Annotated in this window: 14 protein-coding genes; 11 read left to right on the forward strand and 3 right to left on the reverse strand. The window is 34.9% G+C overall.

Translation table 11 applies throughout. From position 1 onward, the window contains the following. Positions 1-43 precede the first annotated feature (43 nt). Positions 44-1,357, forward strand: a complete 1,314-nt coding sequence (locus VB796_RS07785; RefSeq protein ID WP_323345958.1) for an alkaline phosphatase D family protein — start codon at positions 44-46, stop codon at positions 1,355-1,357. 49 nt (positions 1,358-1,406) lie between these two features. Here the strand turns inward: VB796_RS07785 and VB796_RS07790 are convergent, their stop codons facing one another. Next, on the reverse strand, positions 1,407-2,831 hold the full coding sequence (locus VB796_RS07790) for a glycoside hydrolase family 125 protein (protein ID WP_323345959.1): 1,425 nt from the start codon (positions 2,829-2,831) through the stop codon (positions 1,407-1,409). A 335-nt stretch (positions 2,832-3,166) separates the two neighbouring features. Between VB796_RS07790 and VB796_RS07795 the strand changes: the two genes are divergently transcribed. The 9 genes from VB796_RS07795 (at position 3,167) to VB796_RS07835 (ending at position 13,366) form a co-directional block, all read left to right on the forward strand. Then, positions 3,167-4,444, forward strand: a complete 1,278-nt coding sequence (locus tag VB796_RS07795) for a M20/M25/M40 family metallo-hydrolase (protein WP_323345960.1) — start codon at positions 3,167-3,169, stop codon at positions 4,442-4,444. Positions 4,445-4,541: 97 nt separating this feature from the next. Beyond that, the gene (locus VB796_RS07800) at positions 4,542-5,390 is read left to right on the forward strand and encodes a dienelactone hydrolase family protein (protein ID WP_323345961.1); all 849 of its coding nucleotides are present in this window, start codon (positions 4,542-4,544) and stop codon (positions 5,388-5,390) included. 252 nt (positions 5,391-5,642) lie between these two features. After that, a complete protein-coding gene (locus tag VB796_RS07805) occupies positions 5,643-6,593 on the forward strand; it encodes a nucleoside hydrolase (RefSeq protein ID WP_323345962.1) in 951 nt (316 codons plus the stop codon). Between the two features lie 42 nt (positions 6,594-6,635). Then, positions 6,636-7,838 (forward strand): AAA family ATPase, encoded by a 1,203-nt coding sequence (locus VB796_RS07810; protein ID WP_323345963.1) that lies wholly within the window; start codon positions 6,636-6,638, stop codon positions 7,836-7,838. Further along, complete coding sequence (locus tag VB796_RS07815; protein ID WP_323345964.1) at positions 7,835-8,446, forward strand: hypothetical protein; 612 nt, start codon at positions 7,835-7,837, stop codon at positions 8,444-8,446. Before VB796_RS07810 ends, VB796_RS07815 begins: the two co-directional genes overlap by 4 nt. 191 nt (positions 8,447-8,637) lie before the next feature. Next, positions 8,638-9,984 carry a peptidylprolyl isomerase gene (locus VB796_RS07820; protein WP_323345965.1) on the forward strand — a complete coding sequence of 449 codons (1,347 nt, stop codon included), beginning with the start codon at positions 8,638-8,640 and terminating at the stop codon, positions 9,982-9,984. A gap of 376 nt (positions 9,985-10,360) precedes the next feature. Continuing rightward, positions 10,361-11,326 carry a MoxR family ATPase gene (locus VB796_RS07825; RefSeq protein WP_323345966.1) on the forward strand — a complete coding sequence of 322 codons (966 nt, stop codon included), beginning with the start codon at positions 10,361-10,363 and terminating at the stop codon, positions 11,324-11,326. 473 nt (positions 11,327-11,799) lie between these two features. Next, on the forward strand, positions 11,800-12,579 hold the full coding sequence (locus VB796_RS07830) for an alpha/beta fold hydrolase (protein ID WP_323345967.1): 780 nt from the start codon (positions 11,800-11,802) through the stop codon (positions 12,577-12,579). Between the two features lie 121 nt (positions 12,580-12,700). Further along, complete coding sequence (locus VB796_RS07835; protein WP_323345968.1) at positions 12,701-13,366, forward strand: CBS domain-containing protein; 666 nt, start codon at positions 12,701-12,703, stop codon at positions 13,364-13,366. A gap of 58 nt (positions 13,367-13,424) precedes the next feature. On the opposite strand, the gene VB796_RS07840 is transcribed toward VB796_RS07835, so the two are convergent. Next, positions 13,425-15,560 (reverse strand): S9 family peptidase, encoded by a 2,136-nt coding sequence (locus VB796_RS07840; protein WP_323345969.1) that lies wholly within the window; start codon positions 15,558-15,560, stop codon positions 13,425-13,427. A gap of 313 nt (positions 15,561-15,873) precedes the next feature. On the opposite strand from VB796_RS07840, the gene VB796_RS07845 reads away from it, so the two are divergent. Further along, positions 15,874-16,806: a methylenetetrahydrofolate reductase gene (locus VB796_RS07845; RefSeq protein ID WP_323345970.1), complete on the forward strand. Its 933-nt coding sequence runs from the start codon at positions 15,874-15,876 to the stop codon at positions 16,804-16,806. 107 nt (positions 16,807-16,913) lie between these two features. Here the strand turns inward: VB796_RS07845 and VB796_RS07850 are convergent, their stop codons facing one another. Further along, the gene (locus tag VB796_RS07850) at positions 16,914-18,092 is read right to left on the reverse strand and encodes a septal ring lytic transglycosylase RlpA family protein (protein ID WP_323345971.1); all 1,179 of its coding nucleotides are present in this window, start codon (positions 18,090-18,092) and stop codon (positions 16,914-16,916) included. Between the last annotated feature and the right edge of the window lie 39 nt (positions 18,093-18,131).

The following is an 18,131-nucleotide window of genomic DNA, read 5'->3' on the forward strand; positions in this document are numbered from 1 at the left end:
TACAAATATACTTCCAACTATTTGCCAACTAAAAACAAAACCAATGAAAAAACTAATTTTATTATTCCTTATCGTTCAAGCTACGTTTGTAAATGCCCAAATAAAAAATGGTCCAATGGTTGGATATTCTGAGATGAAGGAAGTTTTGCTTTGGGTACAAACCGAAAAACCTGCTAAAGTAAAATTTGTGTATTGGGAACAAACTACACCTACGAAAAAAATGACAACTGATGAGGTTGTTACTAATAAAAAGAATGCTTTTGTGGCAAAAATTGTTTGCGACCAAGTAACGATGGGCAAAAAATACAATTATGAAGTATTGGTGGATAATAAAAAAATAACTCGTAATTATCCTTTAACGTTTCAAACGCAAGAACTTTGGCAATACCGTAAAGACCCTTCAGCATTCAAATTTGCTTTTGGAAGTTGTAACTATATCAATGAGCCAGAAACCGACCGACCTGGTCGTCCGTATGGAGGATATAATGAGATTTTTAAGTCTATTTATGATAAGAAACCTGATTTTATGATTTGGGGTGGTGATAATAATTATTACCGTGAAGCTGACTGGAATACTCGTACAGGTATGATTCACCGCAATACTCACTCACGCAATGTGCCTGAGTTGCAGCCACTTTTGGGCAATACGCATCATTATGCCATCTGGGACGACCATGATTACGGTAACAATGATGCTGACCGTTCTTTTTGGATGAAAGATACTTCTCTCGAAATCTTCAAATTGTTTTGGGCAAATCCCAATTATGTATTCAAAGACCAAGCTTGTACGGGAACATTCCAATGGGGAGATGTTCAATTTTTCATGTTGGATGACCGTTGGTTTAAAGCACCTAACGAGAACTTTACGGGTGACCGAGACTATTATGGAAAAAAACAGCTTACTTGGTTAATTGATGCTTTGACTGGTAGTAGTGCCACTTTTAAAGTAATTGTTACGGGCGGACAAATTGTGAATCCAGCAAAGGTATTTGAAAATATGTCTAATTATGAAGCTGAACGGCAAGAATTATTGAAGAAAATTACCGATGCTAAAATCAAAGGTGTTTTGTTCTTTACGGGTGACCGTCATCATACGGTACTTCAAAAATTAGACCGTTCAGGAGCTAATTATCCATTGTACGATTTAACGGTTTCGCCACTTACCTCTGGCCCTGCAAAAACGGTGAAAGAAGAAGATAATTCTCCCATTGTGGAGGGTACATTATTTGTAGATAGAAATTTTGCCCTTTGCGAAGTATCTGGAACGTTGAAAGAGAGAGTATTAAAAATCAGTATTTTTGATTCAAAAGGTGTTCAGAAATGGACGAGAGATATTAAAGCGAGTGAGTTGAAGTAAATGCAAGTTCTCAGCCTGTTCTATAAAAGAACAGGCTGATTTTTTATTCCTACAAAACTTCCTTCAATAAATGAGGACGTTCTTTTTCGAGTTTCAAAATCATTTCTCCAAACAAAGTATTTGCCCACGCAAACCATTTTCTGGTAAATTTATTGGCATCGTCTTTATCGAAAGATTCGTGCATGAAACCTGTATTGGCGTGTGTATTTTTCAAGAAACGTAATTGCTGTAAAATCTCTTTGTCATTATTGGAAGTCATCGCTCGCATAATGATGCTCAAATGCCAAATCTGATTTGATAATGTATGCGGACTACCAATTCCTTCGGCAGCTTTTCCTTTAAAATAATACGGATTCGACTCACTCAACATTAATTTACGAGTATTTTGGTAAACGACATCGTCGGGTTTTACGGCTCCTAAATATGGCAAACTCAATAAATTGGGTACGTTTGCATCATCTTGCAATAAACAGTTTTCAAATCCATCTACTTCCAAAGCGTAAATTTTGCCGTATTTTGGGTGGTTGATAATGGCGTATTTTTTTATGGCATTTTCAACCTCAGTCGCAAAACTCAAACAGTCTTTTGCAAATGCTCCATTTTTATAAACTTTTTCCGAAATCTCCGCAATTTGTCTGAACGAAACTACCGCAAATAGATTTGAAGGAATTAGAAATGGATAAACCGTAGCGTCATCGGAAGGTCTGAAAATACTATGAATCAATCCATTAGGTTTGGTGATATTTCCGTAGCCATCACCAGGAACGGTATCGGTTGACCATGAAGTAGTACGTCCAAATTTATATTTTCCTCTACCTTTCAAACGTTGTTGTTCTCTACAAGTTGTAATAATTGACTGTGCCGCTTTCATCCATTTTTCGTCAAAAATGCTCGTGTCTTGCGTGATTTTCCAGTAATTATAAGCTAAACGAACGGTGTAACAAAGAGAATCTAATTCCCATTTACGCTCGTGCAATTCTGGTTTCATATCCGTGTGGTCTTTCAACCATTCCGAATGCCCAACGCCATCATTAAACGCATTGGCATAAGGGTCAATTAAAATACATTCCGTTTGGCGATTAATGACTCCTGCAATGAGTTGTTTTAGTTTTTCGTCTTGTTTAATCAACGATAAATATGGCGTAACTTGAGCCGTACTATCACGTAGCCACATGGCGTGAATATCTCCTGTGATAACAAAAGTGTCGGGGCGAGAGCCTTTCATTTTGAAATTAACCGTAGTATCTAAGGTATTTGGGAAGCAATTTTCAAACAACCAAGCCAATTCAGGGTCTTTGATTTTTACTTTCATGCGGGCAATGGTGTCTTCAATAGTGGCACTACTGAAATTCCGTTTTTCAGCGGGAACTCTTACCACAGGAAATGATTTTTCCGATGCTTTTGATTTTAAGAATGTGGCAGTAGTTAAAATTGCGGTACTTTGGATAAACTTTCTTCGGTTGAGATTTTTCATTTTTCCTGTAAAATTTTAAAGTGCTTTTGTATGAAATAAATTGATTTAGGTTTTAATAACGTCTGGCTCAGAGATTACAAATGAAAAAGCTACTAAAAGCGTAAACTTTTAGAGCGTAATCTGCCAAATTAAACGTTATCAGGATTTAAGAGATGATTGGATATAAATGAAAATCTTAGATTTTTATTTTAGTCTCACAAAATACGATTTATCATTTAATTTTCTGTCTTGATTTTTATGTTTTTGAGTGATAATGGCACTGAAATCAGGATAATGTCGTAATTTAAAGTAGTTTCTTTTTAACCAATCATTTCATCAATAACGAAGCATTTATCATGAAAAAACAAATTCTACCTTTATTCCTTTTATTGTCATCAACTACATGGAGTTTTGCTCAAAAACTAAGTCCGACTGAAACCAAAATTATTGCCCAAGTCAATGCTCAAATGCCCCAAATGGAGGAAATTTTGAAAAAAGTTGTCAATATTAATAGTGGAACACTTAATCATGAAGGTGTACGAGAAGTTGGGGCTATCTTTAGAAAAGAATTTGACGATTTAGGCTTTAAAACGGAATGGATTTCTTTGCCAGATTCACTCAATAGAGCGGGTCATTTAGTAGCTGAACGAAAGGGAACAAAAGGTAAAAAACTGTTTTTGATTGGACATTTAGATACGGTTTTTGAAAAAGCCATGTCTTTCACCCCTTACACGTATCTGAATGATTCGACGGTGACGGGACAAGGAGTTAGTGACATGAAAGGTGGCGATGTCGTTTTGTTAGCCGCTCTTAAATCTTTGAAAGACAATGGATTATTAGATGATACTTCCTTGACGATTTACTTTACGGGAGACGAAGAAAGTTCTGGAAAACCCACAAGCGTAAGTCGCAAAGATTTTATTGATAGAGCCAAAAAATGTGATATTGCTTTAGCTTTTGAAACGGCGATTGGCTTGAATACCGTTGCAACGGCTCGTCGTGGTTCAAGTGGTTGGAAATTGAATGTCAAAGGAATTATGGGACATTCATCAACTGTTTTTAGTCAAAAAGCGGGTTACGGAGCAATTTACGAAGCCGCCCGAATTTTGAATGATTTTAGAGAACAAATGAGCCATGAAAAGTATTTAACCTTTAACCCAGGTTTAATTGTAGGCGGTTCTGAGATTAACGATAATAAAGAAGCCATCGGGAAGGATAATATTATTTCTCCAAGAGTAAGTGTAACGGGCGATTTACGATTTTTGACAGAAGTACAAAAAGAAAAAGCTCGGGTAAAAATGCGTGAAATTGTATCGAAAAATTTGAATAAAACTAAAGCAGAAATTATTTTCCAAGATGGAATTCCTGCAATGGAACCAACCGCTGAAAATGAGAAAATTTTAGCTGTATTGAATCAAGTAAGTTTAGATTTGGGTTTTGGCGAAGTAAAAGCAGGTGACCCAGGGTCGAGAGGAGCAGGGGATATTTCTTACATTGCTAAATATGTAGCGTGTTTAGATGGATTAGGTGCATCGGGAAAAGGGGCTCATGCACCAGGAGAAACTATGAATATGAAAGAATTTCCCAAATTGGTTCAACGAACAGCACTGCTAATTTATCGTTTGACGAGATAAAACACAGATTTTTAAGGATTTGGCAGATTTACACTGATTTGTAGAGGTTTTGCCAATCGCTTTTCGCTCAATATTTTTATTCCAAAACACAAATAAAATGAAACAAGAAATTATTAATCTGTACGACGAATACACGCATAAACCACTTTCAAGAGGCGAATTTTTGAAAAAGTTAAGCCTTTTGACGGGTGGAATGACGGCTGCTTTAACGATTTTACCATCTTTAGAAAGTAATTATGCCATTGCTCAAGTTTCTGAGAATGAATTATTTACAGAAATGGTGACTTACAAAGGAAGCAACGGCGAAATGAAAGCGTATGTGGCTCGTCCGAAGGAAATGAAGGCGTATCCAACCGTTATCATTATTCATGAAAATCGTGGTTTAACTCCTCATATCGAAGACGTTGCTCGCCGTGCGGCACAGGCTGGTTTCTTGGCAATTGCACCAAATGCTTTGTCAATGGCAAATCCTGTTCCTGCCAACGAAGACGAAGCAAGAACGGCATTTTCACAATTGAAAGCAGAAGATAATTTAGCCAATTTTATCAAGGTTTTTGATTATTTGCCTTCTCGAAAAGACTCAAACGGAAACATTGGTTGTGTAGGTTTTTGTTGGGGCGGAGCAATGGCAAATAGCTTAGTCGTTGCCGTGCCAAATTTAAAAGCTGCCGTCGCTTTTTATGGTCGTCAACCCGCAATTGCCGATGTTCCTAAGATAAAATCTGCCGTACAATTACACTACGCAAGCCTTGATGAAAGAGTAAATGCAGGTGCAAAAGAATACGAGGAGGCCTTGAAAGCGAATGGCAAAAACTACGAATTGTATATGTACGAAGGCGTGAACCACGCTTTTCATAACGATACTTCGGCTGCCAGATATAACGAAGCTGCCGCAAAATTGGCTTGGCAACGCACGATTGATTTTTTTAAAAAATATCTAAAATAAGTAGAAGCGAAAAGCGAATAATGGACTTAATGTTAACAGTATTCGCTTTTCGTTTTTCTTCAACAAAAATTATCAAAAAAACAAACGGAACTATCTACAATTTGTCGCAGAATAAAATTAGCCCACAGATTGTACTGATTCAACGGATTTACACGGATAAATTTAAAGAAAAATCAGTGTAAATCTGTTTTATCTGTTCTATCCGTGGTCTAATTTTGTCTTGCGACAAATAGTAGATAATTCCGAAAACAAATGACCATTACCAGATTTTTATTCTCGCTACTTACTTTCTTTTATTTTACTCCAAATGTGATTGCACAAAAGCAAAAAATATGGGTTGATACCGACATGGCGAATGAAATGGACGATATTTTTGCCCTAACTCGTTTGTTAGTGGATGCCGATAAATACGAAATTATGGGTGTCAGTTCCGTCCATTTTATGAATGTTGATTTGATGACCTCTGATAAATGGAATCAATATCCAACGAAGGGCATTAATACTGTGAAGTTGAGTCAGGAGGAAAATGAGAAACTTTTGCAGGCTTTTGGTATGATGAATTTACCGCATCCAATGGGAGCTGAACGCCCAATGGGGCAGGCGTGGGGAGGCGATACACCCAGACCGTCGGAAATGACTACGAAATTTATTGAGGTTGTGCAAAATTTGCCCGAAGGTGAAAAATTAGACGTGCTTTTTATTGGTGCCGCCACTAATATCGCTTCAGCAATAGCCCTTGAACCTAATATTGCCAAGAAGTTACGTCTTTTCTGTATGGGAATGCGATTTGATGCGAAAGAGAAAATTTGGGATAAAAACGAATTTAATATCAGAGGAGATTTGAATGCGGTAAACTATTTATTCAATAATCCAGACATTGAATGGTCAATTATGCCCGCTCAAACTTGCGAAGTTCTGACCTTTGAGCGTGAAGATACTTATGCTCGTTTAGACTCAAAATATCCAGTTGAGAAATTGCTTAAACAACGTTGGGTAGAATCAAACCCAGATGATAAAACCCGTATTATTTGGGATTTAGCTTTGGTAGAAGCCTATCTTTCTCCCGACTTAGCCAAAGTAAAAACCGTAAAAACGCCACCCGAAAATCATCAGCATAAAGTAAATGTTTATGTGAAAATAGACAAGGAGAAAATGTTTAAGAAATTTTGGGAAAAGCTGCGGGCGTATCGTGGAAGAAAATAATTGAAAAAGATGGTTAAATTTGTGTAGATAAAAACCAAGCAAATGTTACAAAAAGTTAGCATACAGAATTTTAAGAGCCTTAAAGACGTAACGCTCGAACTCCAAAGAGTAAATCTTCTCATCGGACCCAATAACTCTGGGAAGAGTAATTTTTTGAAGGCGTTAGAGAGTTTTAAACTATTAATTGATGATTATTCTAAATATTTTCATCAAGTTGATCCTTCATCAGATTTATCAATTCATAAAATTTCAAATATTGACTCAATAATTAGAAAGAATGATTTTTTTTTGAAAGCTAAGGCTGAGAGGATGGTTTTTGATTTTCGTATTTTAAATGGTTATACTTATTCTACATTTTTTGAAATTTCTAATGAATTTTATCTTAATATTGGTAATAATGGAAAGTCTATATCTTCTGGCGAAGCTGTCTGTTTGATAAATCGTGATTTTGAAACTGATGCTATTATTGATGAGGAAGATGATATTTTAATTGATGATGATTATATATGTGGTTATTTCAAAAAAATATTTAATGATATAGAAATTTATAAACCAGACCCTAATAAGCTTCAAAAGTCATTTCCAATACTACCTAATCAGTCTCATGTAAGTAATGATGCTTCAAATCTAATTGCTTTTTTAGATACACTTCGAGATGAATATCCTGAGAATTTCAAAGTAATTGAAAATGATTTGAATAAATGTATTCCAGAATTAACTGGGTTGAGATTTGAGAATGTAGAAATTCAAAAAAATGATGATTTATATAAAATTTATGGAGATAAGACATTCAAAAGACTTGGGCTTTTTGATGCAAATAATAAAGTAACTTATTGGGCTGATGAGCTTTCAGAAGGAACGTTATACTTTCTCGCTCTTCTCTGCATCGTTCATCAGCCCAATCCACCCAAGCTATTATTATTAGAAGAACCCGAAAAAGGGATTCATCCACGTCGTATTCGTGAAGTGATGGATTTTATTTTTCAATTAGCGGAGGATAAGGATATTCAAATAATTATGACAACCCACAGCGAACGAGTTTTGGATGAATTTGAGGATATTCCCGAAGCTGTTTTTGTTTTTGATAAAGACGAAGAAGGAGCCACGCAGGTAAAAAATTTATTGAAAGATATTATTGAACCTTCAAATGAAAAGATGGATGCGAATGATTTACCGAGAATTAAATTCGTAGAGTCTTTGGGTTCTCATTGGGTTACAGGTTTTATAGGAGGTGTACCAAGATGAGAATTTTAAAATATGGTTATTTTGGAGAAGATGAAGCTCACCGTATCTTCTTGGCAAATTATCTTGAACTTTTAGTGCTACATCTGGGAAAATCAGAAGAACTTATTTTTGACTTTGACGAATTATTTACTTATAAATTCAGAGGAAGAAATAAATCAGAGGTTGATGCCCGTTTCGCAGAAGCAGTGCAAGAAGGTTTTGTGGACTATCAACACGATATTTTCTTTGTTGGAAGAGATTTAGATACTTTTACAAATCATGAATTTAAGGATAAAATAAAGGTAATGAAAAGTCAGTTGTCGGCTAATTTTCACGATAAAACTTTCCTGATGATTCCTGTTCAATGTATTGAGCATTGGCTTTGGTATATCAAAATTAAGTTGGAAAACCCTTCTTCTACGAAGAATGAGTCATTGGAATCTAAGCCAAGAAAAGATGCTAAAATAGCTCTTTATGGAAGTGCAAGGGCTACCAATCAAATGTCAAACCCAATTGTTGAAGAGCTGTCAATGAAATTAGACTTTGATTATCTTGAAAGTCGTTCGGAGAGTTTTAAAATCTTCCATAAAGAAGTTTTCAATTTCATTAATTCTCTTGAAACTTCATAAACTATCAAATACTTAACACTTTTTAACTAAGCTATCATACCAATCCACTCCACAAAAAGCGTTATCTTTACGTGTTATACTAAAAGTATTCTGATTTGTAAAGAATATAAAATTCAATTTTTTATTTACTAAACAGTTGTTGTTTGCTTTTTGCAAGTCGCTTTTCGCTTAAATATATTAATTTTTTGTACATGAAATTCCTGAAAAATCTTTTTTTACTACTCATCGTATCGGTTATATTCCAGCAGTCATTGACGGCACAAACGCCTGTGGTGCTTGATAAAATCATTGCGAAAGTCGATAATTACTACTTACTGAAATCCGAATTGGAGGCTCAGTTACAACAGTATGCACAAAGTCAGCAACCTGCTCCACCCAAATGCCAATTATTAGAAAGCCTTGTGGTTGGTAAATTAATGTTAGCGAAAGCAGAAATTGACTCTGTTTTGGTAGAAGATAAAAGAATTGAAGGAGAATTGACTTCTCGTATGGAGCAAATGGAACAACAATTTGGCTCTACAAAAAATATCGTTGAAGCTTATGGAAAGACTATTTCTTCACTGAAAGATGAACTCCGTTCGGCTATCAAGGAACAATTGACAACTCGTAAAATGCAAGAAAAAATTACGGGAGAAGTAAAAGTTACACCAAAGGAAGTTAGACGTTTTTATGAAGAAATACCTAAAGACTCTTTACCGTATTTACCTTCGGAAGTAGAAGTTGGACAAATTATTAGAATGGCAAAAACCACTAAAGCCCAGAAAGACGAACTTTATAAAAGACTGTTAGACTATAAAAAGAGAGTTGAAAATGGAGAAAAATTTGAAGACTTAGCCAAACTTTATTCAGAAGATTTAGGTTCTGGGAAACGTGGAGGAGATCTTGGTTTTGCTAAACGTGGACAAATGGTTGCACCTTTCGAAGCAGCAGCATTGAAGATGAAGCCAAATCAAATGTCTGACGTTGTAGAGTCTGAATTTGGTTATCACTTAATTAAATTGTTAGAAACTCGTGGACAAGAATATCACGCTTTGCATATTCTTCTTCGCCCTGATTATCAGAGACTTGATGTGACTGAGCCGACACGTTTCTTGGATAGTGTTCGTGTATTAATTCAACGAGATACTTTAAAATTTGAGAAAGCTGCAAAGCAATTTTCGGAAGACAAAGCCACTCAAGATGCAGGTGGAATGTTGACTGATCCTCAGTCTCGTTCAATCAGAATGCCATTAGACGGCACAATGGAATCAGGTTTATATTTCACGATTGATACTATGAAAGTAGGAACACTTTCAGCTCCAATGTCATATCGTACAGAGGATGGACGTTCATCCATGAGAATTCTTTATTACAAAGCAAAACATCCTCCTCATTTTGCTAATTTGCAGGATGATTTTCAAAGATTATCAAACTATACATTGAATAGAAAGAAAAATACAGCCATTGAAAAATGGTTTGCCAAAGCCAAAAATGATGTTTTCATTTACATCGTGGATGAATACAAAGAATGTAACGTCATGAAAACTAATGAACGGTAAAGGTTTTTAATTATTAGTAAACAGTAATCTGTTGATTATTAGTCTTTTGTAAAGACATAATTAGGAGACATAAATATCTACTTAACACTTTATATTAATTGTTTACTGATAACTGTTTACCGTAATAACTTTTGGCAATAATTTTGTTTAGTAATATGAAGTGTCAGGTAGCAATGCCTGACACTTTAATTTTTATATTTGTAAAGCAAAAGCTTGTTGGCTACTGAACATTAGATAATTAGCTTTCATTTTGAAATATTAATGCTGTATTTCCATTATAGTTACAAGAAAAACAAACAACTTTAAATCAATTAACTGTGGCATTCGCTTTTCGCAAATCGCTTTTCGCTTACTATAAAATCCTAAATTAAAAAATATGGCTCAATACCAGTCAGATGTTGAAGCAGTAGATGCTTTGAAAGATTCTTATAAAAAACTCACCGCCGAAATCGGGAAAGTAGTTATCGGTCAAGAAGATACCGTTAGAATGTTGCTCACCGCTATTTTTTGTCAAGGACACTGTTTGTTAGTAGGTGTTCCAGGTTTAGCCAAAACCCTTCTGATTCAAACCATTGCGGGTGCTTTAGATTTAGATTTTAATCGGATTCAATTTACGCCAGATTTAATGCCTTCAGATATTGTTGGTTCTGAAACATTGGATAATGAGCGTAATTTTCGCTTTGTAAAAGGACCTATTTTTGCAAACATTATCCTTGCCGATGAAATTAACCGTACTCCACCCAAAACACAATCTGCTTTGCTTGAAGCGATGCAAGAATATGCTGTAACAGTGGCTGGACAAAAATATTCTTTAGATAAGCCATTTTTCGTATTGGCAACTCAAAACCCAATTGAACAGGAAGGTACATATCCACTTCCAGAAGCTCAATTAGACCGTTTTATGTTTTTGGTAAAATTAGATTATCCTTCTTATCAGGCAGAGTTAGATATTGTGAAAAGTACAACTTCTGAGAAAAAATACCAAGTGCAGAAACAGGTTTCGGGAGAACAAATTTTAGCTTATCAACAATTGGTAAGACGTGTTCCTGTGGCAGATAACGTAGTTGAATATGCTGTGAAATTAGTACATAAAACTCGTCCAAATACTGAATCCGCAGATGCAATAACGAATAAATATTTGGAATGGGGTGCAGGGCCAAGAGCATCACAAAATCTCATTTTAGCCGCAAAATGTAATGCTTTATTAAACGGCAAATATTCTCCAGATATTGAAGACGTTAAATCTGTTGCTATGGGCGTACTTCGTCATAGAATTGTCAGAAACTTCAAAGCTGAAGCTGAAGGAGTTTCAGTGGAAGATATTGTGAACAAGTTGATGTAGTTGTACTAAAATATTTTTATAAAGTGAACCTCTCGAAATATTTTCGAGAGGTTTTTTATTTTAGGGAACTTTTAATGGTATAATATTTCATTAGTACAAAATAAAGGAAAATAGTATTATTCTAATATTGTCATTTAGCTAACATTCTATTTTTTTTGTTTTCGTTACTTTTATAAAGCCATATTTAAAGAAAAATATAAAGAATTAGGTTTTTGTTTAAAAGTCTGATTTTCAGCTAATTGATTGATTATTTAAACTGCTATTTAATAAAATTTAATATTTTCTTAAAACTCATAACATTGAAATAACATATTTTTCAGAGTTTTTTTATTATTTTGTATTAAAATTAGAATTGAACTAAAATAGTATAAAACCGTTATTAAGTATATATTGATACTAAAATGGTGATTATTAATTACAATCAATATAAAATACTACTAAGTCATCCACAAATTCTCAAAACACTAAAATTTATGAAATATCAAATTCACGAAGGAAACGGCTATAAATATATCGACGAAGGAGAAGGTGAAATATTATTACTTCTTCATGGTTTATTCGGGGCGTTGAGTAACTGGGCTGGTGTAATTGAAGGCTTTAAGTCGAAATATAGAGTTATTATTCCGATGATGCCCATTTATGAAATGCCAATTCTCAAAGCAGGTTGTGAAGGACTTTGTGAGTTTATTGAGGGATTCGTAGATTGGAAAGGTTATGATGAATTAACCCTTTTAGGTAATTCTTTAGGCGGACACGTTTCATTGATTTATACCCTTAAAAATCCATCAAAAGTAAAAAGATTGGTGCTTACAGGAAGTTCAGGTCTTTTTGAAGACGGAATGGGTGGTTCGTATCCTAAGCGTGGAAACTATGCTTACATCAAAGAACGTGTCGAATATACTTTCTATGACCCAGCTACTGCCACCAAAGAATTAGTTGATGAAGTATTTGACATCACTAACACAGCTTCTAAGGTTATTCGTATCATTTCCATTGCAAAATCTGCTCAACGGAACAATATGTCTAAAGAGGTTGTTAATATAAAAGTACCAACACTTTTGGTTTGGGGACTTAATGATACAATCACTCCGCCACAAGTTGGTCATGAATTTAATCGGCTCATTGAAAATTCTGAATTACATTTTATTGATAAATGTTGTCATGCCCCTATGATGGAGCGTCCAGAAAGATTTAACGAAATTTTAGACGGATGGCTTGAAAAAACACCGATTCACACGGAAGTTATGGTCTAAGAGTAACGTGTAAGGCAAAAGAACGCTTATCATTATTCATTAAGTTCAAATTAATAATAATTTGGAAATTATTTGAAAATCAGTAATTTAGTGTAATAATTTGCCACTTCAAATCAACAATATGTTCGCAAAAGACTTCATTAATCCTATGTTGCCAGTTTTAAAATCTACCGATACGGTCGGAGAGGTAATGGACTGGATGGAAGAATACAGAATAGGACAACTTCCCGTTGTAAATGAACAAGAATATCGAGGATTAATAAGTCATGATACTTTATTGGATGCTGATGAAGATTTGCCATTATTAGCTCTGCAACCCGAATTTGGGAATGTATCGGTTTCCGAGAATCAGCATCTTTTTGAAATATTATCAGTTACCCAAAAGCACGATTTACAAGCAGTTGCTGTTTTAGACGACGAACGAAAATTTTCGGGAACAATCAGTGTAAATGAATTATTGAATCAATTTTCAAAGAATTTAGGTACGCAAGAAATGGGTGCAGTTATTGAAATTGCCGTTGAAAATAGAAGTTATTCATTAGCTGAAATTAGTCGTCTTATTGAATCTAACGATACAAAGATTATTAGTTCGTATTATACAAGCGGTACTTCTTCTGACGATATGAAGGATGTATTGACCTTAAAATTGAATCGAAAAGATATTACGCACGTAGTAGCAACTTTAGAAAGATATAGTTACGACATTGTAGGGGCATATAATTTTGATGCCATTGAAGCTCCTGACCGTGAACGATACGATATGCTAATGAGATATTTAGATATGTAAATTTGGTAACACAGACTTCAGTCTGTAAAAGTATATTTACAGACTGAAGTCTGTGTTACTAAAAAATATATCGTTCAAAGAACTCATAAATTCTCAACATTCTGTCAATTTTCTGACGTACGTTTCCACTTCGTGAAAGTTCATGCGTGCCTCCTGGCATACGAACATATTCAACTTCTTTTCCTAAAATCTTCAAAGATTTATACATCATCTCTGATTGAATCACGCCTGTTCTCAAATCATTTTCGCCGTGCTTAATTAATAAAGGCGTTTTAATTTTATCAACGTAAGTGTAAGGTGATTCTCGTTCTAAAATATCTTTCGCTTTTGCTTCCCAAGGATAACCAAAATAATTTGGAGTTAATCGCCAAGCGTTTCCTTCACCCATGAAAGTGGTCAATTCATACACACCACGTTGAGCGAATGCTGCCTTAAAACGATGGTCGTGTCCAACAATCCAAGCGGTTAAATAACCTGCATACGAACCACCAGTAATAACCTGACGAGCAGTATCAACCCATGATTCTTTAGCTGCATTGGTAGCCGCTGCTAAAACATCTTCGGTAGGGCCAGTTCCCCAATCTTGATAATTAGCAAATTGAAAATCTTTGCCATAGCCACCTGAACCTCTTGGGTTTGCATATACAATACCGTAACCTTGCGAGCAGAAATATTGAAATTCGTGCCACATTGAGTTTTCTCCAGGTCCCCACATTGCCGTTGGTCCTCCGTGCATATTGAGTAATAATGGATATTTTTTTCCTACTTCAAAATTGGTAGGTTTCATAATCCAATACTCTACATTTTGACCTTTAGAATTTACGTAAATATGCTTTTCAGGGAAACTTAAAGCCTTGTTTTTCAATAAAATATCATTGTGTGAAGATAATCTCAATGAGGTTTTCATTAATAAATCAGCAGAATATAATTCTGAAGGATTTTTGACCTCAGTTTTTGCATAAACAATACGGTCTTTGGCAATGTCAAAACTTGAAATTCCCGAATCGTAATCTGTTAATTTTTCTACTTTTTTAGTAGTAATATCAAGGCGATAAAGTGGAATTCCACCGTTTGAATTTGCCGCAAAATAGACGAATTTTGAATCATCTGTCCATTCAAAATTATTAACGGCACGGTCAAAACTAATTGGTGTTACATTTGTTCCATCAGCGTTGGCAATCAGCGTTTGGTTAAAACCTAACCAATCTATTTTTGACATCGTAAAAATCATCGACTTTCCATCAGGTGAAAGGGTAGGATTGCTATACGAAATTCCTTTCTCTGCAATTAACGTTTGCAAGTTAGTACCATCAGCATTTATTCTGACAAGTGATGTATTTTGTTCACGGTCAGGGTGTTGTGACGAATCACGCCCGCAAACTGCATAAATCTTTTTACTATCTGCCGACCATGTTACTCCATTAAAAGACCAAAACCCACGACTGATTTGTTGTGGTTTTGCACCTTCTTTAGCATCAATCACGAAAAGTAAATTGAAACGCATTTCTGGCTCAGTAACGGCTTCACCTTGAAAATTGAGACGACTAAAAACTTTGGCTTTTTTATCGTCAACGTCTTTATCTAAATACGCTCTGATTTCCTCTAAAGAACCATCTGGATTTGCCTTGATTTTTTTATCCTTTTTTAAAAAATCGTTATTTTTAAATCCTGCTTTTTCTACCGACCATGAAGGTAGTTTTTTGCTCGGATTTAAGACTGAATCTTTCAATAATTCTGAAAAAGTAACATTTACTGAAAAAGAAATTTTATTTCCATCGGGCGAATACTGCGGATTATTTGCTCCATATTTGAAGTCTGTCAATTGTACTGCTTCGCCACCATCAAGAGGCATGATAAAAATTTGTGATTTACCTTTTACATTTCTCGTAAAGGCAATTTGTTTGCTATCGGCACTCCAAGAAGCTCCGCCAACACTTTCTGTACCACGAGTTAATTGCTTAACTGTCTGAAAATCAGTAATCCATAAATGGCTTCTGTAATCAAAATCTAATTTATCGGTTTCATTTGGTTCGTTGGTACGAAGGGCATAAACGGCACGTTTCCCGTCGGGAGAGATAGCAACATTGGCAACTTGTTTAAGTTTGGTCATATCTGTTACCAAAACTTTTTCTTTACCTGACTGTGCAAATGTGAGGTTGGAAATGAGTAAAAAAAGGAGAAATAGTTTTTTCATTGTTGATGAGTTATTTTGTTTAAATGTCACTATTCAAATTTAGGCATATTTCGTTTACGAGATACACAATGAAAAATGTATCTCGATTTTATGCCCTACAAATCAGGATTGACTTATATTGAATTACTTAAAATTATTTGAGTGAAATACTATTCAACTAATTAAAATTTGTGAATTTGAATCATTAAATAGATAATTTGTCTAAATATTATTTATTTTACTTCATAATTTGACTTTAAATGGTCTAATAAATAGATTTGTCATAAATAATAAAAAATATTACCTTTGTAAGCACAATCACATTAAATTATTTATGTTTTTAGATAGAATAAAGTCGAAAGAGTCAGGAATATTATTGTACGGAATAACGCCTCCTAAATCACAAGTTGAACCTCAAAAAGTTGTTGAAATAGCAGAGAAAACGTTGGCTCGTTTGCACTCATTGGATATTGATGCCTTAGTGGTTTATGATGTTCAAGATGAGTCCGCTCGTACTACTGAAGAAAGACCTTTTCCTTTTTTGTCGGCTCATGACCCTTTTGAATTTGCTAAAAACCATCTTCATTCACTTAATATTCCCAAGATTATTTATCGTCCTGCAAGTAAATTTACACAAGAAGAACTTGGTGTTTGGGTTGATGATGTGATTGCTCATAATTTTTCTCCTGTATTTGTGGGTGTACCTGCTCCAGATTTTGTGCCAATTACTACTTTGCCAGAAGCATATAATGTATGGAGAAAACATCAAGACGCATCTGTTATCGGAGCGGTAATGATTCCAGAACGTCATGCCGTTTTGAATGATGAAGACCAGCGAATTTTGGATAAAGTATCATCAGGAGTAAGTTATTTCATTTCTCAATGTGTCTTTAATGTCGATTATGCAAAGCGTGTTGTAGATGATTTAGCAAAGACTTGTAATGAGAAAAATATAGAAATTCCAACGCTTATTTTTACTTTAACTGCCTGTGGGTCAATAAAAACACTTCATTTTATGGAATGGTTAGGAATCCATATTCCAGAAGAATTGAAAGAAGAATTAAGAAATTCTGAAAATATATTAGAGAGGTCAGTTGAAGTTTGTATTACCATTGCTGATGAATTAATTAAATATTGTTCAGAAAAAGGAGTTCCATTCGGTTTTAACATTGAAAGTGTTGCTATTAGAAAAGACGAAATTGAAGCCTCAATTTTTATGGTGAATAAAGTAGGAGAGATGATGAAAGAAATTGGAATTCGTAAGTAGTATAACCAATGTTGCGTGCAAATTGCCAATCATCAAAAGCGGCTATTTCTGATAAAGAAATAGCCGCTTTTGATTTGAATAGACCTGTCAATAATTTAGGAATTGATTTATTTCGGTTTTTCGTAACTTGTGGTATCCAATTTAGTTTTGCCATCTTTATCACGATATACCTTTATATATGCGTGTTGTCTGAAGCCATTCTGATAAATTTCTTTAGGTTTAGTTGCTTCAGTTTTGTTTGAGTTACTTACTGCTTGAGAGGTCGTTGGTGCAGTTGGTGAAACGGTTTTGGGTTTTTCCTCAGTTTTATTGGATTGATTTGTCGTATTTTTCGCCAATTGTACGGGAGCTTTTTGAGTAGTATCTAATCTAATTCTGCCTTCGCTATCTGTATAAACTCTCACGTATTGATGTTGACGAAAACCACTAATTTGAGTATTGGATTGTGTTTCTTCGACCTCAACACTTTTCATAACGCTTTGAGTATCATTATTAGTGGCTTCTAATGCTTTTATCTCTGTTTTTGCTCTGGTTGGTCGTGGCTCAAAAGTTGGGTTTTTTGAGGTTTGTGGAGCAACTGAATATACTTCTTGTGGAGTTGGTGATGTAACGATTGAGGAATCAAGACGATAACGCCCATCGCCATCCTTAATTACCCTAATGTATTTATGTTGACGAAACCCCATTTTATCTCCTTCGGCTTTTTTTCTTTTTAAGCTGTCAGCAATCACGAAAGCTTCTGTTACGGGCTTTAGTTGCAAACTTTTCACATCTGTAATAGTTGAAGCGAAAGAGGTATCAATAGGTACTTTTGACGTATTTTTTTTATCAATGACAATAGGTTCATATTGACGAAATTCACGCCTAAATTCATCTTTAGTTCCTGCATAAAATGTTGAAATAGTATATTCAGGATTATCCATTGCGATAACTCGCATTTCTACTTCTGCTTCGCCCGAGCCTAAAAGTTCTAAATCTTTTGCCGCAGCAAATGAAAGGTCAATCATACGATTATAGGCAAATGGACCTCTATCGTTGATTTTTACTACTGCTGTTCTATGGTTGGAAGTATTGAGAACTTCTACAATGGTGTTGAAGGGAAGTTCTCGATGTGCGGCAGTGTATTCTGCACGGTCATAAGTTTCTCCACTTGATGTGGCTCTACCATGAAATTTGTCTGCGTAATAAGAAGCTCTACCATAAAATTTTTCCCCAACCTGAGCCTGTACATTAACAAAGACTAATAACGATAAAGTAATAAATAATAATGGTTTGGTGAATCTCATGCAATCTTGGGTTAAATTCTCAGGGAATGTCAGTGAAAA

This window comes from Arcicella sp. LKC2W (assembly GCF_034931005.1).
GTDB lineage: Bacteria > Bacteroidota > Bacteroidia > Cytophagales > Spirosomataceae > Arcicella.